General features: G+C 71.8%; 14 protein-coding genes. 1 reads left to right on the forward strand and 13 read right to left on the reverse strand.

What is annotated here, in order from left to right; all coding sequences use genetic code 11:
- Positions 1–9: 9 nt before the first annotated feature.
- The 8 genes from ACFVFH_RS30580 to ACFVFH_RS30615 form a co-directional block, all read right to left on the reverse strand.
- Positions 10–1,710 carry an ABC transporter ATP-binding protein gene (locus ACFVFH_RS30580; RefSeq protein WP_383774535.1) on the reverse strand — a complete coding sequence of 567 codons (1,701 nt, stop codon included), beginning with the start codon at positions 1,708–1,710 and terminating at the stop codon, positions 10–12.
- Positions 1,697–12,580: an amino acid adenylation domain-containing protein gene (locus ACFVFH_RS30585; RefSeq protein WP_383774537.1), complete on the reverse strand. Its 10,884-nt coding sequence runs from the start codon at positions 12,578–12,580 to the stop codon at positions 1,697–1,699. Before ACFVFH_RS30585 ends, ACFVFH_RS30580 begins: the two co-directional genes overlap by 14 nt.
- Before the next feature lie 57 nt (positions 12,581–12,637).
- Positions 12,638–14,425, reverse strand: coding sequence for an ABC transporter ATP-binding protein (locus ACFVFH_RS30590; RefSeq protein WP_383774539.1), 1,788 nt, complete (start codon positions 14,423–14,425; stop codon positions 12,638–12,640).
- A 46-nt stretch (positions 14,426–14,471) separates the two neighbouring features.
- Entirely contained in the window at positions 14,472–15,521 is a 1,050-nt protein-coding gene (locus ACFVFH_RS30595; RefSeq protein WP_383774541.1) for an iron-siderophore ABC transporter substrate-binding protein, read from the reverse strand.
- 153 nt (positions 15,522–15,674) lie between these two features.
- Positions 15,675–16,535, reverse strand: a complete 861-nt coding sequence (locus ACFVFH_RS30600; protein WP_383774543.1) for an ABC transporter ATP-binding protein — start codon at positions 16,533–16,535, stop codon at positions 15,675–15,677.
- 39 nt (positions 16,536–16,574) lie between these two features.
- Positions 16,575–17,636 (reverse strand): FecCD family ABC transporter permease, encoded by a 1,062-nt coding sequence (locus ACFVFH_RS30605; protein ID WP_383774545.1) that lies wholly within the window; start codon positions 17,634–17,636, stop codon positions 16,575–16,577.
- On the reverse strand, positions 17,633–18,691 hold the full coding sequence (locus ACFVFH_RS30610; RefSeq protein WP_383774547.1) for a FecCD family ABC transporter permease: 1,059 nt from the start codon (positions 18,689–18,691) through the stop codon (positions 17,633–17,635). The genes ACFVFH_RS30605 and ACFVFH_RS30610 overlap by 4 nt, the downstream gene beginning before the upstream one ends.
- 11 nt (positions 18,692–18,702) lie before the next feature.
- Positions 18,703–20,055, reverse strand: a complete 1,353-nt coding sequence (locus ACFVFH_RS30615; protein ID WP_383774550.1) for a lysine N(6)-hydroxylase/L-ornithine N(5)-oxygenase family protein — start codon at positions 20,053–20,055, stop codon at positions 18,703–18,705.
- 246 nt (positions 20,056–20,301) lie between these two features.
- On the opposite strand from ACFVFH_RS30615, the gene ACFVFH_RS30620 reads away from it, so the two are divergent.
- The gene (locus ACFVFH_RS30620) at positions 20,302–21,249 is read left to right on the forward strand and encodes a methionyl-tRNA formyltransferase (RefSeq protein WP_383774552.1); all 948 of its coding nucleotides are present in this window, start codon (positions 20,302–20,304) and stop codon (positions 21,247–21,249) included.
- Positions 21,250–21,312: 63 nt separating this feature from the next.
- On the opposite strand, the gene ACFVFH_RS30625 is transcribed toward ACFVFH_RS30620, so the two are convergent.
- The 5 genes from ACFVFH_RS30625 to ACFVFH_RS30645 all read right to left on the reverse strand — a co-directional run bounded on the left by ACFVFH_RS30625 (position 21,313) and on the right by ACFVFH_RS30645 (position 26,098).
- Complete coding sequence (locus ACFVFH_RS30625; protein WP_383774554.1) at positions 21,313–21,903, reverse strand: hypothetical protein; 591 nt, start codon at positions 21,901–21,903, stop codon at positions 21,313–21,315.
- A 14-nt stretch (positions 21,904–21,917) separates the two neighbouring features.
- The gene (locus tag ACFVFH_RS30630) at positions 21,918–23,081 is read right to left on the reverse strand and encodes an ROK family glucokinase (RefSeq protein ID WP_383774557.1); all 1,164 of its coding nucleotides are present in this window, start codon (positions 23,079–23,081) and stop codon (positions 21,918–21,920) included.
- Between the two features lie 133 nt (positions 23,082–23,214).
- Positions 23,215–24,075 carry an ATP-binding cassette domain-containing protein gene (locus ACFVFH_RS30635; RefSeq protein ID WP_383774560.1) on the reverse strand — a complete coding sequence of 287 codons (861 nt, stop codon included), beginning with the start codon at positions 24,073–24,075 and terminating at the stop codon, positions 23,215–23,217.
- Positions 24,072–25,118 (reverse strand): ABC transporter permease, encoded by a 1,047-nt coding sequence (locus ACFVFH_RS30640; RefSeq protein ID WP_383774563.1) that lies wholly within the window; start codon positions 25,116–25,118, stop codon positions 24,072–24,074. The genes ACFVFH_RS30635 and ACFVFH_RS30640 overlap by 4 nt, the downstream gene beginning before the upstream one ends.
- Positions 25,115–26,098 (reverse strand): sugar ABC transporter substrate-binding protein, encoded by a 984-nt coding sequence (locus ACFVFH_RS30645; protein ID WP_383774565.1) that lies wholly within the window; start codon positions 26,096–26,098, stop codon positions 25,115–25,117. The genes ACFVFH_RS30640 and ACFVFH_RS30645 overlap by 4 nt, the downstream gene beginning before the upstream one ends.
- Positions 26,099–26,232: the final 134 nt, after the last annotated feature.

A 26,232-nucleotide genomic window follows, 5' to 3' on the forward strand; every position in this document is an offset into this window, starting at 1 on the left:
CCCGGCGCCTCAACGGGCCACGGCCAGGCAGTAGTCGGCGTCCCCGGCCAGGAGATTGCGGTGCGTGTCCTCGGCGGTGACGACGCCGTCGTCCAGCACCAGCACCCGGTCGGCGGCGTCCAGCAGGGCCGGGCTGCTGGTGATCACGACCGTGGTGCGGCCGCGGCGCAGCTTGGCCACATTGCGGGCGACGAGCTGCTCGGTGACCGCGTCGACGGCCGTCGTCGGGTTGTGCAGGACCAGTACGGGGCTGTCCGCGGCCAGGGCGCGGGCCAGGGAGAGCCGCTGCCGCTGTCCGCCGGAGAGGTTCGCCCCCCGGTCCCGGACCACGTGGTCGAGCCCGTCGCGGTGGAGGGCGACGACATCCGTCAGCATGGACGCCTCGACGGCCTCGGGGATCATCCGGCTGGTGCCGGACGGGTCCATGTTGGTGCGGAGCGTGCCCGCGAAGATCTCCCCGTCGTACGGATTCACCAGCATGTGCTCGCGGACCGCCTCGATCGACAGGTCCGCGACCGGCCGCCCGCCGATCCGCACCACTCCCTCGTACGCGTCGGGCGCGACGTTCACCGCGAGGACCGACGCGAGGTCGGCCGCCGCGCGCGGCTGGTAGACCGCGATCGCCACGAACTCGCCCGCGGCCACCTCGAACGTCAGCCCGCGCAGCGACCCGTACCGCACCCCGTCGACCGCGAGGCCGCGGTCGCCCTCCGGACGGAGCGACCCGGGGGCGGTCACCGGCGGAGCGGTCAGCACCAGGGCCATCCGCTCGGCCGAGGCGCGCGCCATCATCACGTACTTGGGCATCTCCGAGAACATCTTGAGCGGTTCGATGATGAACTGCGCGAGGCCCACGGCCATGACCAGTTCCCCGATGGTGATCCGGCCCTCGAACGCCAGCCAGCCCGCGGTCAGGGAGACGGCGGCGGCGAGGACCGCGTTGAGGGCCAGCGCGGTGCCCGCGTACGCGCCGTTGACCCGGGCGACGGTGATCGCCTGGCGCCTCGCGTCCGCGCTGACCTTCCGGTAGGACCCGAACGCCGCGTGGTTGCCGCCGAATCCGTGCAGCGGGCGCAGGCCGATGATCAGGTCGGCGACCTTGGCGCCGGCCCGCGCCACCCGGGCCTGCTGTTCCCGGGTGCCGGCGCCGATCCGCCGGGACATCACGGCCAGGACCGACAGGATCGCGACCGTCCCCACGATCACCAGCAGCCCGAGCCGGACGTCGGCCAGCCCCAGCGCGACCGCCGCGACCACCACCGCGACCAGGGAGCTGATCAGCAGCGGCACCACCTCGACGATGTCGGCGGTCTGGTCGGCGTCCTCGGTGGCGATGGTCAGCACCTCGCCGGACTTCAGGTCGACGTCCCTGGCCACCGGCTGGAGCCCGCAGCCGGCCACCCGGACCCGCCAGCGGTGCGCCTCGGTCGTGTTGGCCTTCTGCAGGACACGCATCCCGAACCGCCACGACAGCGAGACCGTCGTGATGATCACGGCCAGCGCGCCGATCGACAGACCGAGCGAGGCCGGGCTCCGGTGCTGCAAGGTGTTCTCGACGATCAGGCCGAGCGCGATGGGGAAGGCGGTCTCCCCCGCCTGGTACAGGCCCATGAGGACGGTGCCCCGGGCCATGGCGCCGACGTTGCGGCGCAGCGCGGTGCGCAGGATGTCGGACCCCTGGCGGGTCCGCTGCGTGTCAGGATTCTTCATCGAGGTGGCGGGCAATCGCTTCCGGGGTTCGCAGGGTGAACAGATCACGGATCGTGATCACAGGACCGTACTCGCGGCGGAGCAGCCCGGTCAGCCGCACCGCCAGCATGGAGTGCCCGCCGAGGGACGCGAAGTCGCTCACCGCGCTCACCTCGTCGTCGTCCAGGTCGAGCGCCTCGGCGAAGAACTCGCACACCGCGGTCTCGGTGGGGGTCCGCGGTCCTCGCTCCTGACCGGTGGTCAGCGCGCCGAGCGGTCTGGCCTCCGGCAGCGCCTTGGTGTCGGCCTTCCCGTTCACGGTCAGCGGAACGCTGTCGACCTGGGCGAAGTGCGTCGGGCGCAGGAAGTCCGGCAGCCCGGCGCCCACCTCGGCGGCGACCCGCGCCAGGTCGGCGCCCTCCAGCACGAGATAGGCGGCCAGCCGGTAGGCCCCGTCGACCTGCGGGTCGGGCTGGGCGACGGCGGCGGCGAACCGGACCGCCGGATGGGCCGCGAACACGGCCTCGACCTCGCCGAGTTCCACCCGGTGGCCACGGATCTTGACCTGCTGGTCGGTGCGGCCCAGGTAGGTCAGGTTGCCGTCGGGCCTGCGGACCACCAGGTCGCCGGTGCGGTACATGCGCTCGCCCGGCCCGCCGAAGGGGCAGGCGACGAAGCGGTGGGCGGTCTGGGCGCTCTGGCCGAGGTAGCCGCGCGCGATGCCGATGCCCGAGACGTACAGCTCGCCGGGGACCCCGTCGGGCAGCGGCCGCAGCCACGGGTCCAGTACGTAGACCTCCGTGTTGTCGATCGCCACGCCCACCACCGGGTCCTGGCACTCGAAGGTGCCGACCCCGAGGGTGTTGATGGTGTACTCGGTGGGCCCGTAGAGGTTGTAGCCGACCGTGCCCTCGGTCGCGGCGAGCCGCTGCCAGAGCGTCGGGGTGACGGCCTCGCCGCCCAGCAGCACCAGCGCGGGCCGCCGTTCCGGGGCGTCCAGCAGTCCCTCGGCCACCAGCTGCTGGGCGTAGGTCGGGGTCACGTTGACGACGTCGATCCCGTGCTCACGGCAGTACTCGACCAGACGCGGGGCGTCGCGCCGCAGCTCCTCGTCGCAGATGTGCACCTCGTGGCCGTCGGCGAGCCAGAGCAGCTCCTCCCACGACATGTCGAAGGCGAACGACACGGTGTGCGCGATCCGGAAGATGCGGTGGCCGTGCTCGGCGAGGACCGGTTCGAAGATCCGCCGCTGATGGTTGATCAGCATGTTGGTGAGCCCGGCGTACTCGGTCACCACGCCCTTGGGCTTCCCGGTCGAGCCGGAGGTGTAGATCGTGTAGGCGGGGTGGCGCAGCCGGTCCGGGTCGTCCGGCGCGAACGTCACGTACGGCTCGGCCTCCGGCAGCGGGCGGTCCAGCTCGATCAGCTCGCCGCCGAGCCGGGGGGAGACGGCGCTCACGGTGAGGATCACCTCGGGCCGGGCGTCCGCGACGATGGTCGCGATCCGCTCGTCCGGGTGGTCCAGCTCCAGCGGTACGTACGCGGCGCCGACGCGCAGCACGGCGAAGAGCGCCACGATCGAGTCGAGGGAGCGCGGGATCGCCAGGCCCACGGTCGTCTCGGGTCCGATGCCCCGGCGGGCGAGCACCCCGGCCAGTTCGCGGCTGCGGTCGCGGAGCGTGGCGAAGGTCATGGCCGAGCCGTGGGCGACGAGCGCGACCCGGTCGGGATCACGGTCGGCCGCCCGGTCGAAGCGGTCGACGACGGTGTCCGTGCCGATGTCGGTGCGCGCGGCGGGCACGGGTCGCGGGGCCAGGCCGGGCAGCGTGCCCACCCGGCCCGTCGACCGGGCGAGGTCCTCCAGCACGCGCAGGTACTCGCCCAGGAGCCGGTCGGCGCCCTCGGGGTCGCCGTCGCGGTGCTCCAGCTTGACCGTGAGCCGCTCGCCGGGGGTGACGACCCAGGTGAACGGGTAGTGCGTGGAGTCGTCGGCGCGCACCGAGGTGATGCCGTGGCGGGCGTTCATCTCGGCGAACGCGTCCAGGTCCAGGAAGTTCTGGAGCACGAAGAGGTTGTCGAAGAGGGTGTCGTGGCCGCCGGCCCGCTGGATCTCGCCGAGCCCCAGGTGTTCGTGCTCCATGGCCTCGACCCGGGCCGCCTGCACGGCCGACAGATACGCGCCGACCGTGTCGTCGGGCCGGGCCCGGGTCCACATGGGCACGGTGTTGAGCAGTACGCCGACGATGCCGGAGTGGCCCTCGCCCTCCCGGCCCGAGACGGTCACGCCGAACACGGCGTCGCCGCGGCCGGTGCGGGCGCCGAGAAGCAGGCCGAAGGCGCCGGTCAGCAGCGTGTTCAGGGTGACGCCGTGCTTCTTGGCCGCGTCCCGCAGCAGCTGCGAGAGGTCGGCGGAGAGGGTGCGGACGAGGGCGCGCGGCAGCTCGTCCGGGAGGGCCGGGGCCGGTCCGGCGAGCAGTGTCGGGCCCGGGAGACCGGCCAGGTGCTCCGCCCAGAAGCGGCTCGACACCTCGGGGTCCCGGGCGTCGAGTGCCCGCGCGTACTCCTCGAAGCCCGGCACGGCCGGGGTCGTGTCCGGCGTCCGGCCCGCCAGGAGCTCCTCGTACGCCTCGAACAGGTCGCGCAGCACGATCTCGCGGGACCAGCCGTCCCAGAGCAGCAGGTGGTAGCTGAGCAGCAGGCCGTCCCGGCCGTCGGGCAGCCGCATCACGGTCAGCCGGACCAGCGGCGGCTCGCCGGGGTCGAATCCCGACGCGCGGTCCCGGGCGCGCACCTCCTCGACCTCGGCGTCGGTGGTCGGCTCGATCGTGCGGACGCCGACCCGGCGGCCCGCCCCGAGGACCTGGACCGGGTTGCCGTCGTCGTCGGTGGTGAAGCCGGCGCCCACCACGGGGTGACGCGCGATCACGCACGCCATCGCCTCGGCCAGCGCGTCGGTGTCCAGGCGCCGGTCGAAGGTGAACCAGCTCTGTGCGACGTAGTGTCCGGCCGTGCCCGCCATCTGGGCCTGGAAGTACAGGCCCCGCTGGAGGGGGGTGACCGGTGCGGTGCGTTCGGCCGTGGCGGCGGCGTCCGCGAGGTGCTCCAGCGCGTCGAGCCAGTGCCCGGTGATCGCGTCGGGTATGCCCCGGGCGAGGGTGAAGGCCGCGTGCAGGCTGCCGGTGGCCTCGTCGGTCCAGGCGTTGACCTCGACGGCGTACGGGCTGCCCTGGTCGTCGGCGGTGATGGGCAGTGCCTGGGACTCGCCGCCCCGGCCCAGGTAGTTGAAGAGCACCTGCGGGCGGGCCGCCAGCAGCGGGGCCGTCTGCGGGTTGAGGTATCTGACCAGGCCGTAGCCGACGTGCCCCTGCTCGTCCGGCTGGCGTGCGGCGACCTCGCGCGCCGCGGCGACGGGGTCGGTGTGCGCGGTGAGCCGCACCGGTGCGATGGCGGTGAACCAGCCGACGGTACGGGAGTAGTCGTGGTGCTCCAGGGCCGGGACGCGGCCGTGCCGCTCCAGTTCGACCGCGAGGTCGGTGGGCGTGGGCTGGATCCGGGTCAGCGCGGTGCGCAGGGCGCCGCACAGCAGCTCGGTGAGGCCCACGCCGAGCGCGGCGGGGGCGCTGCGCGTCACCAGGTCGCTCGCGGCGGGGGCGAGCACCACCGTGGTCTCGCGCGGCTCCCGGACCTCGGGCAGCAGGGCGGGGGCCGCGAGCGTGCTGATCCAGTGTCCGAGGTCGTCGGCCGGTCCGGCGGACCGCACGGCCAGTGCCTCGGCGTACTCGCCGTAGGACGTGGTCGGCGGTGCCAGGTCCGCGCCGTCCAGGGCGGTGGCCAGGTCGTCGAGGAGGACCAGCCAGGAGACCGCGTCGACGGCGAGGTGGTGCACGGTGACCACCAGGGTCCGCGCGGACTCCAGCCAGGAGAACGCGATGACGTCCCCGGAGCCGGGGTCGAGCCGTCCGGCGGCCTCGTTCGCCGCGGCCGTCGCGTCGGGGGCGTCGGTCGGGACGACGTCGGTCTCGCGGGCGGGGCCGGTGCTCAGGGACCACACACCGTGCTCGACGCTCAGCCGCAGCCGGAGGGCCGGATGGGCGGCCACCACGGTCCCGGCGGCCCGCCGTACGTCGGCGAGGGCGATGCCCTCGGGCACCGCCACGGCCCTGGCCTGGGCGAACCCGTCGAGCGATCCGCCCAGTTCCCGCTGGCGCAGGATGACCGGGGTGACGGGCAGCGGACCGTCCGCGGGGCGGGCCGGCGCGGCCGCCGAGGGCTGCGGGGCGCGCGCGTCCAGGTGCCCGGCGAGCGCGCGGGGGGTCTTCAGCAGGAAGACGTCCCGGGGGGCGATCGGCAGACCGTGCGCCCTGGCCCGGTTGATCACGGTGATGGCGACGATGCTGTCGCCCCCGGCGCCGAAGAAGTCGGTGTCGGCGTCCACGGCGACGCCGGGCAGCGCCTCGGCGAAGATGCCGGTCAGTGCGGCGAGGGCGGATCCGCCCGCGGCCGCCGGGGTGTCGTCCTGTGCGGCGCTCTCGGTGAGGGCCCTGCGGTCCAGCTTCCCGTTGACCGTCAGCGGCAGGGCATCGACGGTCAGCACCCGGCCGGGCACCATGTGCGCGGGCAGCTTGGCGGACAGCAGTGCGGTGAGGTCGCCGGGCACCCGGCCCACGACATGGGCGACCAGATGGTCGCCGCTGTCCGCGACGGTGACGGCCGCGTCCACGACGCCGTCGAGCTCCCGTACCGCGGACTCCACCTCGCCGAGCTCGATGCGGAACCCCTTGAGCTGCACCTGGTCGTCGGCGCGGCCGGTGAACTCCAGCTCGCCGTCGAGCGTGCGGCGGGCGAGGTCGCCCGTGTGGTACATCCGGGAGCCGTCGGCCGTGAACGGGTTCGCCACGAACCGGCCCGCGGTGAGCCCCGGCCGTCCCAGGTAGCCGAGCGCGAGCTGGTCCCCGGCGACGTAGATGGCGCCGACCCGGCCCGGCGGCACCGGCCGGAGCCGGTCGTCGAGCAGATGGGTGACCAGGCCGGGGATCGGACCGCCGATCGGGCTGGCGTCCTCGCCGGAGCCGAAGTCCGCGTCGGTCAGCACCCGGTGGGTGACGTGGACGGTGGTCTCGGTGATGCCGTACATGTTGACCAGCTCGGGCGACCGGGTGCCGTGCCGCTCGACCCAGCCGCGCAGCCGCCCGAGGTCCAGCGGTTCGCCGCCGAAGACGATCCGGCGCAGCGCGGTGAGCGGTTCGCCGCAGGCCCGGTCGGCCTCGATGAACCGGTGGAACGCGGAGGGGGTCTGGTTGAGCACGGTCACACCGCGCTCGCGGACCAGCCGGTGGAAGTCGACCGGGGAACGGGTGAGTCCGTACTCCGGCACGAGCAGTTCGCCGCCGTGCACCAGGGCGCCCCACAGCTCCCAGACCGCGAAGTCGAAGGAGAAGGAGTGGAACTGCACCCAGACGTCGTGCGGGCCGAAGTCCATGCCGGGCCGGGTGTTGGCGAGGAGCGTCACCACGCTGGAGTGCGGGACGACGACCCCCTTGGGCCGGCCCGTCGAGCCGGAGGTGTAGATCACGTACGCGGGGTCGTGCCATCCGGCCGCGGGACCGGCGGCGGTGGCGGGCGGAACGGGTTCGTCGCCCTGGACGAGGACGCGCGCCGCCACACCGGCTCGGGCCAGCAGGCGGGTGAAGCGGTCCCGTTGTTCGCGGTCGACGAGCACGACCTGGGGTGCGGCGTCGGCGAGTACGTACTCCAGCCGCTCGTCCGGGTACGCCTGGTCCAGCGGCACATAGGCGCCGCCCGCGGTGACGGTCGCGACCAGGGCGACGACCTGCTCCAGGGAGCGCGGGACGGCGACGGCGACACGGGTGCCCGGTCCGGTGCCGGCGGCGCGCAGCACCGATGCCAACGCGTCGCGGGCGGCCGTCAGTTCACCGTAGGTCAGCGACCGGGTGCTGCCGTCGAGGGCGCACTGGGTGACGGCGGTGGCCGCCGGGTCGCGGGTCGCGGCGGCGTCGAACAGCTCGCCCAGGGTGGCCGGGGGGATCTGTTCCGGGGCGCTGCCGGTCGCGGGGGCCAGGTCGTCGACCGGGGTGTCGGGCCGTTCGAGCAGAGCGGTGAGGGTCCGGGTGAATGTGCTCAGGATCGCCTCGGCGCTCCGCGTGCGCAGCAGTTCGCCGTCGTGGATCAGGTTGAAGCGCGCCCGCCCGTCCGTGGCCCGCTCCACCACCAGTGTCAGCGGGTAGTGCGGGGCGCCCTCGTTGACGATGCCGGTGATGACCAGTTCGTCGCCCGCCCGGCGCAGCGCGGACACGTCGGTGGCGACGTCGAACACCACCAGGGTGTCGAACGGGGAGCCGGTGCCGGCCTGGCGGCCGATCCTGGCGAGTGAGACGTGCTGGTGCGGCAGGACCCTGCTCTGGTGCTCCTTCACGGCGGTGAGCAGCTCGCGCGCCGTGGTGGTGGGGGTCCAGCGGGCGCGCACCGGGATCGTGTTGATGAACAGGCCCACCATGTCCCCGATGCCGGGGACCTCGGCGTCGCGTCCGGACACCGTGGAGCCGAACACGACGTCCCTGCCGTGCAGCAGGCCGCCCAGCGTCAGGGCCCAGGCGCTGTGCACGGCCACGCTGAGCGGCACACCGGCCGACCGGGCGGCGGCGTCGATGTCGTCGGCGGGTTCGACGGCGGCGTCGGCGAACCGATCGGAGGGGGTGTGCCCCTCGGCGACCAGCGAGGGGCCGGGCAGTCCGTCGAGTTCGGCCCGCCACACCCGGTCGCTCTCGTCCTGGTCGCGTGCGGCGAGCCAGCTCACGTAGTCCCGGTAGCCGCCGAGCGGGTACACGGTCCCCGGCGCGTGGTACTCGGCCAGCAGGGTGCGGAGCATCGGCGGCACCGACCAGCCGTCGGCGACGATGTGGTGCACGGTCTGCACCAGCACGGTGCGGCCGGAGCCGGCCCGGACCAGTGTGCAGCGCATCAGCGGTCCGGTGGCCAGGTCGAAGCCCGCGCGGCGGTCCCGCTCGGCGAGGTCGCGGATCTCGTCGTCGGTGAGGCCGGGGCGGTCCAGCGTGGTGAAGGGCGCCCGGACTCCGCTCTCGACGACGGAGACGACCCGGCCGTCGGCGAGGGCCGTGAACCGGGCGGCCAGGTTGGGGTAGAGGGCGAGCAGCCGGGTGGCCGCCGCCGCGAGCCGGTCGGCGTCGACGTCGCCTTCCAGCGTGAGCAGTTGCTGTTCGACGTAGCTGCCGGTCGCGTCGTCGTCGAAGACCGAGTGGAAGTACAGGCCCTCCTGCAAGGGGGTCAGCGGCAGGATGTCCCGCAGCGCCGGGCCGTCCAGCTCGTCGACGTCGGCCTGGGTGAGCCGCACCAGGGGGAAGTCGCTGGGCGAGTGGCCGCCCGCGTCGAGCCCGGCCAGGGCGGTCAGGGCCTCCCGGAAGTACTGGCAGAGGGTGGTCAGGTCCTGTTCGGTGAACAGTCCCTCGGGCCAGGAGACGGTGGTGACCAGCTCGTACGCGCCGTTCGCGTCGGGTTCGGCGATCGCGTTGAACTCCAGGGCGCGCGGCATCCGCATCCGCGGGTCGCGCTTCTCGCCCAGCTGGCCCGTGGTGCCCGCGAGCTGCCAGTCCCCGGCGGCGCCCGCGTCGAAGCGGCCCAGGTAGTTGAAGAGGACCTGCGGTGCGGGGGTGGTCGACCCGGTGTCGGACAGATAGCGCAGGACGCCGTACGGGATGCCGTTGCCGGGTACCGCCGCGAGGTCCTCCTTGACCGCCTTGAGGGCGGCGGCGAGGTACCCGGGCGCGGTGAGGTCGGCCGCCGTGCCGGGGTCCACGGTCACCGGGAACAGGGTGGTGAACCAGCCCACGGTCCGGGAGAGTTCCGGCTCGAAGCCCGCCGCGTCCGCGACGTAGCGCCCTTCGCGGCCGTGTCCTTCCAGCTCGATGCGGGCGAACGTCTGGTCCTGCCCCAGGTCGCGGCGCCACCGGGCGAGGGTGACGGCGAGCGCGGTGAGCAGGACGTCGTTGACACCGGCGTGGAACCTCGCGGGGATCTCGCCCAGCAGTGCGGCGGTCTCCTCGGGGCCGACCGAGACGGTCCGGGTCCGTTCCCGGGCCACGGTGTCGTCCTCGGTCAGCGCGCGTCTGCCGATCGGTGCGTCGGGGGCGGGCAGCGGGGTCTCGAAGTACGGGCGGTCCGCTTCGAACGCCGCGCGCTCCAGCAGCTGCGTCCAGCGTCGGAACGAGGTGCCCACGGGGGGAAGTTCGACGGGCGCCCCCGCGGCGTACCGGCGCCAGGCCGTCGCCAGGTCGTCCATCACGATCCGCCAGGACACTCCGTCGACGACGACGTGGTGGGCGACCAGGACCAGTTGCCGCGCCTCGCGGCGCCAGACCGCGCGCAGCATCACACCGTTGTCCGGGTCGAGCCCGTCGGTGGCGAGCCGCACGCACTCCGTCAGCGGCAGCCCGCTCTCCTGCCAGGCCACGGCGCCGCCGCCCTCGGGGATGTCGAAGCTCCAGCGCTCCCCGCGCACCAGCCTGGCGCGCAGCATGTCGTGCCGCCCGGCCAGCGCGGCGAGGATCTCGTCGAGCGCGTCGGCGGTCAGCTCCGCCGGGGTGTTCAGCACGACCGACTGCACGAAGCCGTCGATCGCGTCCGTGGTCCGGCCGAGCCACTGCACGATGGGGGACCCCACGACGGAACCGGTCGGGACGTCGCCGTGGTCCACGGCGGAGAGGTCCTCGCGGCTCGCCACCGCGGCCAGTGCCCCGAGCACGCTGTGGGTGAAGATCTGCCGTGCGGTGACGTGGAGACCGGCGTCGCGCAACGCGCTCAGCAGGGAGATCGCCAGGATGCTGTCCCCGCCGAGCTGGAAGAAGTCCTGGTCGACCCCCGCCTTCTCCAGTCGCAGCACCGACGCGACGGCCGCGCACACCACCCGCTCGTCCTCGGTGGCGGGCTCCGTCACCGAGCCCGTGCCGATCACGGGTTCCGGCAGGGCGCCCCGGTCGAGCTTGCCGTTCGCGGTGAGCGGGAACTCCTCCATCACGACGAGATGGGCGGGCACCATGTACTCCACCATGTTCCGGGTGGCCCACTCCTTGACCTCGTCGGCCCGCAGCCCCTCGTGGCCGGTGGCCGGGATCACGTAACCCACCAGGTAGGTGCCGCCCGCCGAGTTCTTCCTCGCGACGACGCAGCTGTGCCGTACCGCGGGGTGCTCCGCGAGGCCGACCTCGACGTCCTCGATCTCCAGCCGCATACCGCGGATCTTGATCTGGTTGTCGGCGCGGCCCAGGAAGTCCAGCGACCCGTCGGGGGCGTACCGTGCCAGGTCGCCGGTCCGGTACAGCCGGGACCCGTCGTCGGCGAAGGGGTTCGCGACGAACCGGGAGGCCGTCAGGCCGGGCGCGTTGACGTAGCCGCGCCCCAGCAGGAGGCCGCCCGCGTACAGTTCGCCGCCGACCCCGACCGGGACCGGGCGCAGCTCGTCGTCCAGGACGTACAGCTGGGTGTTGGGGTTGGCGCGGCCGATCGACGTCGACAGGCGCTCGGCCTCGCCGCGGTAGACGACGTGGGAGACGCCGATGGTCGTCTCGGCCGGGCCGTAGCCGTGGTAGAGGGGGATGCCGAGCCGGCTGCGGAACCGCTCGTACAGCTCCGGGGTCAGCACCTCGCCGCCGCACCACACGTGCCGCAGGCTGTCCAGGCGGCCGGAGTCGCCCGCGATCTCCAGCAGTACGTCCAGCATGGACGAGACCAGATAGGTGAAGGTGACGCGGTGTTCGGCGATCACGCCCAGCAGGTGGTGCGGGTCGCGTTCGCCGCCGGGCCGCAGGATCACCAACCGTCCGCCGGTCACCAGCGGCAGGAAGATCTCGTTGATGGAGATGTCGAAGGAGAGCGGTGCCTTGAACAGCGAGGCGTCGTCGTGGCCGAAGCCGAGGATCTCGTCGGACTGCCACAACAGGCGTTCGCTGATCGCCTCGTGACGGATCATGGCGCCCTTGGGCCGTCCGGTCGAGCCGGAGGTGAAGATCACGTAGGCCAGGGCGGAGCCGGGGACGACGGCCTCCGGCGGCTCGGCGGGAAAACCGCCGAACGCCCAGTCGCCGAGGTCGACGGCCACGGCGTCCGGTTCGCCCGCGGCGTGCTCGCCGGAGTCGTTGAGCTGGAGCACGACCCGGGCGTCCTCGACGACGACGGCGCGGCGCGCGGCGGGCCACTGCGGATCGAGCGGTACGAACGCGCCCTTCGCCTGGAGCACGGCGAGGAGACCGATGACCATCTCCGCGCCGCGGCCGAGCGAGATGCCGACGACCTGCTCGGCGGTGAGGCCGCGCGCGATCAGATGGTGGGCCAGCTGGCTGGAGTAGGCGGCTGCTTGACGGTACGTCAGCGAACGGTGCTCATCGATGACGGCGACGGCGTCCGGCCTGGCGCGCGCCTGTGCGTGGAACATCTCCATGAGGGTCGGGCGGACCCGGTCGGCGCGGTTGTCGTTCCATCCGGCCAGGGCTTCGATCCTCGCCGCGAGGTCGCAGGGGCCGATGGTGCCGATGGGGCGGTCGGGGAAGTCGGTCAGGTCGTCCAGGGCGAGCTGTGCGTCGGCCTGGACGACGCCGTCGGGGACGGTGATGCTCCGGCCGTCCGCGCCGACGTCCCAACCGGCCGTCACGGCACCGCCGTTGTCGACCCAGCCGAGGAGGTCGGCGAAGAGGGTGGCGGGGGTGAGGTCGAGGCCGTCGGGACCGTGGCCGGTGGCCCAGTACGACAGCCCGATGGCACACGCTCCGGTGATGGTCCGGTCACCGTAGCCTCCGGTGCGCCGACGCACATCGGCCAGACGGGCGGGGGAAAGCAGTACGCGCGGCGCGCTCGGTTCCCTCATCGAAGACTCAGCATCCTTCCACAGTACGCACGTCGGCCCGAATGCACTCGGGCTCGCCTAACTACCCTCTCGCCAGGCACGCCACAGACGCGCGTACTGGCCACCCAGAGCGACCAGCTCCGTGTGCGTGCCCTCCTCCACCACACGCCCCGCCGACAGCACGGCGATCCGGTCCGCCGCCATCGCCTGGGTCAGCCGGTGCGCCACGAACAGCGTGGTCCGGCCCGCACAGGCGGCCAGCACGGCCCGTTCCAGCTCGGCGGCTCCCTCGCTGCCCGCCTCCGCGGTCGACTCGTCGAGCACCACCACCGGCGAGCGTCCGAGCACCAGGCGGGCCAGGGCGATCTGGGCGACCTTGGTGACGTCCAGGCGCTCGCCGCCCTCGCCGACCACCGTGGCCAGCCCCTCGGGCAGCAGCTCGACCCACTCCCCGGCGCCGACCGTGCGCAACGCGTCCAGCAGTTCGGCATCGCTCGCCCCGGGGGCGGCGAGCCGCAGGTCCTCGGCGAGCGGCCCCGAGAAGACATGGGTCTCCTGCGTCAGGATGCTCACCAGGGCCCGCGCCCCGGCCTCGTCCAGACCGGCGAGGTCCTGCGAGCCGATGCGCACCGATCCGGCCTGCGGGGTCCCGATCCCGGCGATCAGCGCGGCCAGGGTCGACTTGCCCGCGCCCGTGGCTCCCACCAGGGCGAGCGAACCACCGGCCGGAATGGACAGGTTCACCTCCCGCAGGACGGGGTCCTCGGTGTCGGGGTAGCTGAAGGTCAGCCCCTCCACCGTCACCGGATAGGGCCCGGCGTCCGCCGGGGCGACGGTCACGTCGCCCACCAGCCGGTCCTCTGCGGGCTCCCCCAGCACTCCGACCAGCCGGGTCAGGCTGGCGCCCGACTTCTGCGCCTCGTCGAAGGTGAACATGATGGCGCCCAGCGGGGTGAACAGCCGGTGGAACATCAGCGGGGCCGCCGACACCTCGCCCAGGCTGGCGGCATCGGCCTCCAGCAGGACGTACCCCACCACGACGATCAGGGCCAGTCCGATGAACTCGGCGCGGTTCTCCCTGCCGACGAAGCGTCCGAAGAACCGGAACACCTCGACGCCCAGATCCCGCACCCGCCACGACTCGCTGGTGACCTTCTCGCGGACGGCGCCCTCCAGGCGGTAGGCCCGGACGGTGTCGATCCCGTTCAGTCCGCTGATCAGGGCCTGCGCGCGGTCGGCCTGGGCCCTGCGCTGCTTCTGGTAGAGCGGTGCGGACCGGGGCAGGTACCACCGCAGGGCCAGCGCGTACGCGGGCAGCGCGCCGGCGCCGGCCAGGCCGAGCCGCCAGTCCAGTCCGAACATGCCCGCCGTGGCGATGACGACCAGCACGCCCGCGGAGAACACCGTGGGGATGGCGGCCCTGATGCCCTTGGACAGGACGGCCACGTCGTCACCGACCCGGGAGAGCACGTCGCCCCGGCCGACCTGCTCGATGCGGGCGCTGGGCATCCCCAGCACCGCGCGGACGGCGCCCTCCCGCAGCCGGGCGAGCAGATCGGCCCCGAGCCGCCCGATCAGGTACGTCGACACCGCGGTGGCCACCGCGCCGAGCAGCGCGGCGCCCACCATCAGGGCCCCGATCGTGACGAGCACGGAGCGCGATTCGCCCCCGGTCACCCCGTCGACCACCCGGCTCAGCAGGAGCACGGGCAGTACCTGGAGCGCCGCCCCGGCCACCGTCGTGAAGAGAGTGGCGGAGGTCAGCCACGGGACCCGGCGGCAGTGCGCCGCGACCCACCGGGTGGCCTCACCTCCCGTCGCCGTACGCAGGGTTGCCGGGGCGACGCGGGTGTCGGTGGTGCTCACACGAAGACCAAATCTCTCCGGGGACGGGGCCGTCCGATCGGCATGTCTAGTCGACCGACTTGACGAGCTCGTCGATCGCGTACGGCAAGGAGAGCAGGGTGCCCTGGGACATGGCGGCGCCGACCGCCGGTCCCTCGCTGTCCAGCAGGTACGAGACCTTGCCGTTCTTGACGGCGGGCAGGTTGGCGAACAGCTTGAACTTCTTCAGCGCCTCCGTGTCCGCCTTGTCGTTGATGACGAAGATACGGTCGACGTCGATCAGGTCGATGCGCTCGGGGGAGAGCGTCGTGAAGAACTTGCCGTCCGCGATCTCGTCGATCTTGGTCTGGTACTTGAAGCCGGTGCCCGTCACCAGCCGTCCGCGCACGTCGGTCGAGGTGAACGGCCCGACGGAGTCCTTGTACCAGGACAGCGCCACGGCGGTCTGGTTCGCGAACTCGGGGTGCGCCTTCTTCGCCGCGTCGAGCTTGTCCTGGATGCCCTGGACCAGCTGGGTGCCCTCCTTCTCCTTGCCGAGCGCCTTCGCGATGTGCACCGCGTTGTCCTGCCAGGGCGCGCTGAAGGGCTCCTTCTCGCCCTTGGTGCGGCCCACGGTCGGGGCGATCTTGGAGAGCTTGTCGTAGGCGGCCTGGTCGATCTCGGAGTAGACCGCGATGATCAGGTCCGGCCGCAGGGAGGCGATCTTCTCGTAATTGGGGCCCGAGTCACCGTTGTTCATGATGACCTCGGGGCGGGTGTCGCCCCACTTGTCCTTCACCCAGGGCCACTGGGTGTTGATGTCGGGGGACTTGCCCGCCGGGTTGGGGTACTGGTCGACCATGCCGACCGGCTTGATGCCGAGCGCCAGGATGGCCTGGTCGTCCGTGTAGCCCACCGAGACGACGCGGCGGGGAGCCTTGGTGATCTTCGTGGATCCGAACGCGTGCTCGACGGTGACCGGGAACGCGCCGGAGGCGGCGGCCGGGGCATCGTCGTTCTTCGTGTCCGACGTGTCGGAACCGCATCCCGCGAGGAGACCGACGCCGAGGGTCGCGGCGGTCAGGATCGCCGCCACCCGCCGCCAGGGCTTCACGAGCGTCGTTCGAGGGGTAAGCATCCGAAAATCCCTTGCTCTCACACTGTCCACTGCACCTTTTGTAAGGGCAGCCAAACCTTATCCTGCACAAGTCAGGCCAGCCTAGCCTAACCTGCAAATATTCCTCCGCCGCGCGCCAGTTGGGCCCCGCGGCGGCCGATCCCGTGGGGCGGGCTACGCATCGCTCCGGACGTGCGTACGGCCGATCGGCACGATGAGCGGCCGGTCGCCGACCGGGTCGTCGATCACCATGGCGTTCAGTCCGAACGCCTCCCGCAGCAGTTCGGCGGTGATCACCTCGCGCGGATGGCCCTGCGCCAGGACGGATCCCGCCCGCATCACGATCAGGTGGTCGCTGTAGCGGGTGGCCAGATTGAGGTCGTGCAGCACCATGACCACGGTGCGCCCCGACTCGTGCAGATCGTCCACCAGATCGAGCACATCGATCGCGTGCGCCAGGTCCAGATAGGTGGTCGGCTCGTCCAGCAGCAGCAGATCGGTGCCCTGGGCCAGGGTCATGGAGATCCAGACGCGCTGGCGCTGTCCGCCGGAGAGCGAGTCGACCGGACGGTCGGCCAGTTCGGCCACCCCGGTCATGGCCAGCGCGCGCTCCACCACACCGGCGTCGTCGGAGGACCACTGCCGCAGCCAGCTCTGGTGCGGATGGCGTCCCCGGGCGACCAGGTCGGCCACGGTCAGCCCGTCCGGCGCCACCGGCGTCTGCGGCAGCAGACCGAGCTTCTTCGCCACGTCCCGGGTCCTGAGCCGGCCGATGTCCTCGCCGTCCAGCACGACCGTCCCGTGGTCCGGTTTGAGCAGCCGGGTCAGGGTGCGCAACAGGGTGGACTTCCCACAGCCGTTGGGGCCGATGATCGTGGTGATCACGCCCGGCGGGATCGTCACGTCGAGCCCGTCGATGACCGTCCGGCCGCCGTACCCGACCGTGACGCCCCGGGCCGCCAGCCTCGGGACCTCCTCGGCCCCGGTCCCGGCCCCGCTTCCGGTCTCCGCCTCGGTGATGAACTGAGTGGCCACAGGCACCCCTTGTCTTGATTCGCCTTGCTGATTCACCGTCTACCTCAGGTTCGCGCGTACCAGCAGATAGACGAGGAACGGTCCGCCGATCGCGGCGGTGACCACCCCGACCGGCAGGGTGACCGGCAGCGCCGTGCGCGCGACCAGGTCCGAGCCGATCAGCAGCACCGCGCCCACCAGGCCGGAGGCCACCATCGGCGGCGTCGGGAACCTCGCCAGCCGCATCGCCACCTGCGGCGCCACCAGGGCGACGAACGGTACGGGCCCCGCCGCGCTCACGGCCACCGCGGCCAGCAGCACCGAGCACAGCAGCAGGACCGCGCGCACCCTCGTGTACCGGACGCCCAGACCGGCGGCGACCTCGTCGCCGAGGTGCATCGGCTTGAACTGGAAGGCGGCGGCGGCCATGACGACCAGGAGGACGAGCGTGCACCAGAACGCCGTCCCGACCTGGTCCCACGACCGGTCCGCCAGCGAACCGACCAGCCACGCCTGGGCCCTGGCCACGTCCCTGATGTCGGCCGAGACCAGCAGCCAGGTCGTGATCGCCTCCATCACCGCGCTCACCGAGATGCCGATCAGGATGAGCCGGAAGCCGTCGATCCCGCGTCGCCAGGCCAGGAAGTACACCAGCAGCCCCGTGCCGAGGCCGCCCGCGAGCGCCGCCGCGGGCAGGCCCACGGAGCCGACGACCGCCGCGGCGGTCCCGCCCGACACCGTCACCAGGAAGACCGCGACCGCGCCGGCTCCCCCGGTGATGCCCAGGATGTCCGGGCTGGCGAGCGGATTGCGGGCCACGGACTGGGTGATGGCCCCGGACATCCCCAGCGCGACCCCCACGACGAGGCCCGCGAGGGCGCGCGGCATCCGCAGGTCCATGACCACGAACTCGTCGACCTGTTCGCCCCGGCCGAAGATCGTGGCGATCACCCGGGGCAGCCCGATGGGGAAGTCCCCGACGCCGATGGAGAGGCAGAACACCAGGAAGGTCGCCGCCAGCAGCAGCAGCGTGACCAGGACGGGCCAGGGTCGCCATACGAACGACACGCCGCCGAGCCGTACGCCCGGCGCCACCGATGGGTTCACTTCTGTCCCGTTCACGCGTTCCTGAACTTTCCTCGCCACACCAGAATCGCGAAGAACGGGGCGCCGAGAAGGGCGACCACGACCCCCGCGTCCAACTCGCCCGGCCGCACCACCAGACGTCCCACGATGTCGCAGACCAGCAGGACGACGGCGCCCAGCAGTCCCGCGTACGGCACCAGCCAGCGGTAGTCCGGGCCGGTCAGATACCGGGCCACATGGGCCACCATGAGCCCGAGGAACGCGATGGGGCCGCAGGCGGCCGTGGCCGCGCCCGCCAGCAGGGTGATGGCGCAGATGCCGATCGTCCGGCTCAGCGCGATGTTCACGCCGAGGCCGCGCGCCACGTCGTCGCCCAGGTTGAGCAGATTGAGCGCGGGCAGGGTGATCAGCGCCGCCAGCAGACCGGCCGCGACGAACAGGCTCACCGGCCCGATGACATCGAATCCGACACCGGCCACGGACCCCGCGTTCCAGAACCGCAGGGCGTTCAGCGACTTCTGGTCGGAGAGTGCCACCGCCGTGGTCATCGCCGCCAGGAACACCGTGATCCCCTGCCCCGCCAGGGCGAGCGTCAGCGGATTGCCCGCCCCCCGGCCGATGCTCGCCAGACCGAAGACGACGACACCGGCGGCCCCCGCCCCCACGAAGGCGAACCAGACGTACTGGAACGGGTTGCTCAGGCCGAACACGGCGATCACCGACACAACGGCGAACGAGGCGCCGGAGTTCACCCCCAGCAGGCCCGCGTCGGCGATCGGGTTGCGGGTGTAGCCCTGGATCAGTGAACCGGCGACCCCCAGCGCGATGCCCGCCACGACGGCGAGCACCGTCCGGGGCACCCGCACGGTCTGCACGATCAGCCGGATCTCGGTGAGCCGCCGGTCGGACTCGGGCGCCGCGAACAGTCCGTGCCAGACCTCGGCGGGGGTCAGCGCGCGGGCGCCGACGGCCAGCGACACGGCCGCCGCGATCACGAGGACCGCCACCAGCACGGCCAGCCCCCCGGCCCGCCGTCCGCGGGCCCCTGTCGTGCCCCCGGGCGCGGGGCGCTCCACTGCAGTCGTGCGCATGTCGACGTTCGTTATCCCTTTGCCCCGGTGCCGTCGGCGACCGGCCGGGCCTCGTCGGGGGCGGACTTGACGCCCCGGTCGAGCAGGGAGTCCAGGATCTCGCCGACCCGTATCGCGGTGTTGGACAGCAGGGACGTGGTGATGCCGTGCGTGTGCTCCGTGCCGCCCTGCAGATAGATGCCGCAGCGCAGTTCGGGGTCGGTCGAGACGCGGTAGTCGCGCTCGACGCGGACCCGGCCCTCGTCGTCGCGCAGGCAGCGGTCGGCGACCTCGCCGAGGAGCCCGAGCGGGTCGGCCGGGCTGTAGCCGGTGGCGAACACCACGACATCGGCGTCCAGCAGCGTCTCCTCGCCCGTGACGAGGGACTTCACGGTGGCCCGGACGCCGTCGGGCGTCTCCTCGACGCCGTTGACCCGGGACACGTTGAGGAAGCGCAGCCGCTCGGTGCCGAGGACCTTCTCCTGGTACATCTGCCGGTAGAGGTCGTCGATCAGATCGATGTCCACCACGGAGTAGTTGGTGTTGCCGTGGTAGGCCATCAGCCGGCTCTTGACGCTCTCGGGCGCGGTGAAGAAGTCGTCGACCGCCCCGGGGTCGAAGATCCGGTTGGCGAAGCTGCTGTCGTCGGCGGGGCTGTAGCCGTAGCGGGAGAAGACCGCACAGACCTCGGCCTCGGGGAAACGGCGGTGCAGATAGGCGACGTTCTCCGCGGCGCTCTGTCCGGCGCCCACGACGACGAACCGCGAGGGCGACGCGCCCTCCAGCCCCTCGACCTTGCGCAGCAGGTCGGAGTTGTGCCAGACCCGCTCACCGCGCTCCACCCCGGCCGGCATGACGGGGCGCAGCCCGGTGCCGATGACGAGGTTGCGGGCCCGGTGGACCTCCAGGCCCTCCCCCGACCGGACGGTGACGTCCAGGTACTCCACGGTGCCGTCGTGGACGAAGGGGGTGACGGCGACGACCTCGTGGCCGTAGGAGACCATGTCGTCGACCTTGGCCGCGGCCCACTCGAAGTAGTCGTGGAACTCGACCCGCAGCGGGAACAGGTTCTTGTGGTTGATGAAGTCGATCAGCCGGTCCTTGCTCTGCAGGTAGCAGAGGAAGCTGAACTCGCTGGCCGGGTTCCGGAGCGTCACCAGGTCCTTGAGGAAGGACACCTGCATGGTGGCGTCGTCGATCAGCATGCCGCGGTGCCAGCCGAAGCTCGCCTGTTGTTCGAAGAAGTGAGCGGTGACCGGCTTCTGCCTGCCGACGCCTGAGTTGTGCTCGCTCAGCGCAATCGCCATGGCCACATTGGAGGGGCCGAAGCCGATACCAATCAGGTCGTGGACCAGTGGTGCGTCGCCAGGAAGAACCTGTGACATGTCACTCCCATCGTGCGGGAAATCCGCCTGTCAGGCGTAGGAAAGAGAAGAAAGGCGGGCACGCCGACAAGACCCACCCGTCTTAAACTTAGGTGAGCCTAAGCTAATCATGCGGACTTGTCGATAGGAGGACCGGCATCCGGGGCTGATGGGCCGTCAATCGGAGCCCCAATTCGCCCCATTGCAAACTAAGGTAAGCCTTGCTTTACTTACGGTCGGTCTATCCCTGCTCTGAGGAGGAACCCCATGCGGGTCGTCATGTTCGGTTACCAGACCTGGGGGCACCGCACCCTGCAAGCCCTCCTGGACTCCGAGCACCACGTGGTACTGGTCGTGACGCACCCCAAGAGCGAGCACGCGTACGAGAAGATCTGGAGCGACTCCGTCGCCGACCTCGCCGAGGAGCACGGCGTCCCGGTGCTGATCCGCAACCGCCCGGACGACGAGGAGCTGTTCGAGCGCCTCAAGGAGGCCGACCCGGACATCATCGTGGCCAACAACTGGCGGACCTGGATCCCGCCGCGGATCTTCGGCCTCCCGCGCCACGGCACGCTGAACGTGCACGATTCGCTGCTGCCGAAGTACGCCGGGTTCTCGCCGCTGATCTGGGCCCTGATCAACGGCGAGTCCGAAGTGGGCGTCACCGCGCACATGATGGACGACGAGCTCGACGCCGGGGACATCGTCCGCCAGGAGTCCGTGCCGGTCGGTCCGGCGGACACCGCCACCGACCTCTTCCACAAGACCGTGGACCTCATCGCCCCGGTCACCATCGGCGCACTCGACCTCATCGCCGCCGGGCAGACGGAGTTCACCCCGCAGGACCGCTCGCAGGCCAGCTTCTTCCACAAGCGGTCCACCGAGGACATCCGCATCGACTGGAACTGGCCGGCCGAGGACCTCGAACGACTGGTCCGCGCCCAGTCGGAGCCGTACCCCAGCGCCTTCACCTTCCACAAGGGCAAGCGCCTGGAGGTGCTGGCCGCGGTGGTGTCCCAGAACCGCTACGGCGGTACGCCCGGCCGGATCTTCTACCGCGAGGGCGAGGGCGTGGTGATCGTCGCCGGGGCCGACGCCCGCACCGGCCGCAACCACGGACTGGCCATCACCCGGGTACGGACCGAGAGCGGCCGGGAGATGCCCGCCACGGAGTACTTCACCGCCATGGGCGGCTATCTGACCGACCGCCCCTGACGCACCGTCACCACCGCGGCCCGGCGCCCGCCCGGCTGCGGTGGCGGCGGACCGCGGACCGGATCAGGGGGTCGCGGCGGAGACGACGTAGACGACCGGGTTCATCGGGTCGGTCATGTTCACCGTGATGTCCTGGGTGGGGCGGGGGTTCTTGTTGGTGTGCCGGGTGCCCGCCCAGTCGGCCCCGGAACCGAACGTCCAGCCCGAGATCTTCCGGTCGCGGGCGCCGATGGTCACCCTGCCGGTCTCCAGGTCGGAGCGCCCGCTGCCCATCCGGCCCAGGAAGCGGTCCAGCCCGGCGGACGTGGTGCGGAACTCCACGTACAGCCGGCTGGCCTTCCAGTTGTTGGTCTCGTAGTACTGCACGTCCAGGGAGTTGCCGGGCATCGGCAGTTCGAAGATCCGGCGCTGCATCCGGGACGGCCAGCCCTCCCTGAGCCCCTGCGCCGAGGCCTCGGCCTCCTTGTTCTGGCCGGAGCGGCGGCTCTGCCCGGCGGAGATCAGCAGATAGCCGGCCGGGATGCCGATGAGCAGCACGATGATGGTCGCCGTGATCAGCCGGCGGCGGATCGTCCGGCGGCGGTCCTGCGGCGGCGGCCCCTCGTCGGACGGCGAGGACTGACGCGGCAGGACGGGGTGTTCGGCTGCGGTCATGTGTCTGGGGATCCCTAGGAGGTACGGGTGGAGCGGGTATTACGGATGGTGCTCGCGGCCTGGTCGTAGATCTGGGCGTACCGCTCGTACCGCTCGACGCGGCGTCGGTTGGCGCGGCGGAATCTGCGGGCCACCAGCCGGGCCAGGTCCGCGGCGCCGACCATACCCGCCTCCGGGCCGAGCTGCGCCTTGGCGATCCGGGCCTCGGGGCGGTAGCCGCGGCCGGTGAGATGGCGTTTGAAGGCATCCCTGGCGGGGCCGATGAGCAGGTCGTCGGCGGCGCTGACACCGCCCCCGATGACGAAGCAGGAGGGGTCGAGCGCGGCCGCCAGATTGGCGATGCCCACGCCGAGCCACTGGCCGATGTCCTGGAGGAGCTCGACGCACATCGCGTCGCCCTCGCGGGCCAGTTCGGTGATGAGCGGCCCGGTGATGTCGGGGATGTTGCCCTTGACCCGCTCGATGATGCCGTGCGCCACCGGGGAGTCGGCGGCGGCCAGCTCCCTGGCCTCCCGGACGAGCGCGTTGCCGGAGCTGTACTGCTCCCAGCAGCCGCGGTTCCCGCAGGGGCAGCGGTGCCCGCCGGGCACCACCTGCATGTGGCCGAACTCACCGGCGACCCCGTACTTGCCGCGCTTGACCTGCCCGTCCTCCAGGATCGCGCCGCCGATGCCGGTGCCGAGCGTGATCATGACGAGATGGTCCTCGCCGCGGCCCGCGCCGAAGCGCCACTCCGCCCACGCGGCGGTGTTGGCGTCGTTGTCGACCATGACGGGGACCACGAGCCGGGAGGCGAGGGCGTCGCGCAGCGGTTCGTCGCGCCAGGCGAGGTGCGGGGCGAAGAGCACCTTGGAGCGGTCCGCGTCGACCCAGCCGGCCGCCCCGATGCCGACGGCGTGCACATCGTGCCGGTCGGAGAGGTCGAGGACCAGCTCGACGATGGTGTCCTCGACGACCTTGGGGCTCTTGGACTTGTCCGGCGTCTCGGTGCGCAGTTGCTCCAGGATGTTGCCGTCGGCGTCGACGACGCCCGCCATCACCTTAGTACCGCCGATGTCGATGCCGACGGTGGGAACCCGCGGTGCCGTGAGGTGCGAGCGCCGCTCCCGGGTGCCGACCGTCCGCAGGACGGTGGCGCGGGCGGAGCCGCGGTGTGTGAAGTCGCGGTACGTGCTCATCGTCCCTGCGGGGTCTGGGGGAGCCGGGGGCGGTGCTCCCGGCGGCGGACTGCGCCCGTCGGGCTCGATTCTGCCACTGCCGGGGCACCGGGGCTGGCGGACCGGTGCCCGCGGGTCCGCTCCGGGCCGGGTCCTACCCGGGTTCGCCGGTGCCCGGGTGGCTGCCGGGGAGGGGCGGCGCGGGAGCCCGCTCCAGCTCGTGGCTGAGCTCCTCCAGCTCGCTGCCGCCCGCCATCTGGCGGGTCAGCTCGTCCAGCGTGATGCTCCCCTTGGTGTGGCTGCCGGACATGGCGCCCCGCTTCAGCAGCACGAAACGGTCACCGACCAGATACGCGTGGTGCGGGTTGTGCGTGATGAGGACCACGCCGAGACCGGCGTCGCGGGCGGCCGCGACGTACTTGAGCACGACCCCGGACTGCTTGACGCCGAGCGCGGCGGTGGGCTCGTCCAGGACGAGGACCTTGGCGCCGAAGTGGACGGCCCGCGCGATGGCGACGCACTGGCGCTCGCCGCCGGAGAGGGTACCGATCGGCTGGTCGACGTCGCGCAGGTCGATCCCCATGCGCAGCAGCTCGGAGCGGGTCGTCTCGCGCATCCGCCGCGCGTCCAGGCGCTTGAGGGGACCGACGCCGGTGGTCGGCTCGGAGCCGAGGAAGAAGTTGCGCCAGACCGGCATCAGCGGGACGACGGCCAGGTCCTGGTAGACCGTGGCGATGCCGCGGTCCAGGGCGTCGCGCGGGTTGACCAGGGTGGTCTCCTCGCCGTCGACGAGGAAGGTCCCGGCGTCGTGCCGGTGCAGCCCCGCGATGATCTTGATCAGGGTGGACTTTCCCGCGCCGTTGTCCCCGAGCACACAGGTGATCTCCCCCGCGTGGACCTCCAGCGAGACGTCCGTGAGGGCCTTGATGTTCCCGTAGAACTTGCTGACGTGATCGAGCTCGACGAGCGCCCGGCCGGTCGCCTCGGGGTCCGCCGGGGTCTGGGGGGCCGTCATTTCGTCGCCTCCGCGCGCTTGCGTACCCATGCGTTGAGCAGGGTGGCCAGGAGCAGCATGGCTCCGAGGAAGAACTTGAACCAGTCCGGGTTCCACTCCGCGTACACGATGCCCTTGCTGGTCATGCCGAAGATGAAGGCACCGACCGCGGAGCCGATCGCGGAGCCGTAGCCGCCGGTGATCAGGCAGCCGCCGATGACGGCCGCGATGATGTAGATCAGTTCGTTGCCGACGCCCTCGCCGGACTGCACCACGTCGTACGAGAACAGCAGGTGCTGGCCGGAGACCCAGGCGGCGAAGGCGACCCCGAGGTAGAGCCCGATCTTGGTGCGGATCACCGGGACGCCGACCGCGCGGGCCGCGTCCGCCTCGCCGCCGACCGCGAAGATCCAGTTGCCGAAGCGGGTACGGAGCAGGATCCAGGTGGCGATCGCGACGAGCACGGCCCACCACAGGATGGTGACCTTGAACTCGACGCCGCCGATCGTCCACTGCGAGGCGAAGACGCTGCGGGCCGAGTCGAAGCCTTCCATGTCGCCGATGGACTTCGTGGACACGGTCCCGCTGATCAGCTTGGTGAAGCCCAGATTGAGGCCGGTCAGCATCAGGAACGTACCGAGCGTGATGATGAAGCTCGGCAGTTTGGTACGGGTCAGCATGAAGCCGTTGAACGCCCCGAAGGCCAGGGTGACCAGCAACGACACGAAGACGCCGACCCAGACGTTGGCCGTCATCTGATAGCTGAACATCGACGAGATCAGCGCGGAGCTGGTGACCAGCACACCGGCGGAGAGGTCGAACTCGCCGCCGATCATCAGCAGGGCCACCGGCGCCGCCATGATCCCGATCGTCGAGGCCGCGTACAGCACCGTGCCGAGGCTGGAGGCGCGCAGGAAGCTGTCGGCGACGATCGAGAAGAAGATGAAGACGGCCGCGGCACCGACCACCGAGCCCAGCTCGGGCCGGCCGAGCAGCCTGCGCAGCGGTGAGGTGCGCAGCAGCCTCTCGTCGGCCGGGGCCGACGGTGCGGCGGTGCCGCTCATCGGGTCCCCCGCTTGGTGTACTCGGCCAGCGCGGCGGCGTCCTTCGCGGTGATGATCTGCGGGCCGGTGAGGACCGGGCGGCCGCCGCCGAGCACATTGCCGTTGTAGCGGTAGAGCCAGAGCAGGTCGACCGCCTCGTACCCCTGGAGGTACGGCTGCTGGTCGACCGCGAAGCCGAGGGTCTTGTCCTGGAGGGCCGTGGCGACCTTGGCGTTCAGGTCGAAGGTGTCGATCTCGGCCTTGCTGCCCGCGGTCTTCTTCGCCTTGACGGCGGCGTCCGCGAACGGCGCCCCGAGGGTGACGACCGCGTCGATGCTCTTGTCCGCCTGGAGCTTCGCCTCGATGGACGCCTGGACGTCGGGCATGTTGGTGCCCTCGACGTAGAGGTTCTGCAACTGCCCGTCGAAGGTCTTCTTCGCTCCGGCGCAGCGCTGCTCGTGGCCGACGTTGCCCTGTTCGTGCAGGATGCACAGGGCCTTCTTGCGGCCCCGTGCGTTGAGCTCGTCACCGACCGCCTCGCCCGCGATGGACTCGTCCTGGCCGATGTGGGTCAGCGCGCCGAACTGCTTGGACTCGGCGGAGCCGGAGTTCACCGTGATCACCGGGATACCGGCCTTGACGGCCTTGGTCACGACGTCCTTCATCGCGTCCGGCTTGGCGAGGGTGACGATCAGCCCGTCGACCTTCTGGTCGATGGCGGCCTGCACCAGCTGGGCCTGCTGCTGCGCCTCGTCGTTGTGCGAGTACAGGAACTTGATGTTGTCCTTGACGGCCGCCTGCTCGGCACCGCGCTGGACGATGTCCCAGAAGGTGTCGCCGTCGCCCGAGTGGGTGACCATGGCGAAGGTCCAGCGGGGTGTGTCCACCGCGGCCCGGCCCTCGGCGGCGGCGCGGGCCGCGCGCTCCTCCGCCCGCTTGCCACCGGTGCTGCTGCATCCCACGAGGGACACCCCGAGCACCGCCGCAAGCACGATGCCCATCGCACGTACCCCTGTCCGAACCCTTGCCACGACGCCGTGCCCTTCTTGTGCTGCTCGCTGTACTGCTGGGAGGGGCCGGGGGTGATGTGCACCCGGCCCGGCTGGCCAAGTATCCCCGAGCGGTCGGCGCCACC

It is taken from the genome of Streptomyces sp. NPDC057697 (assembly GCF_042799335.1).
Taxonomy (GTDB): domain Bacteria; phylum Actinomycetota; class Actinomycetes; order Streptomycetales; family Streptomycetaceae; genus Streptomyces.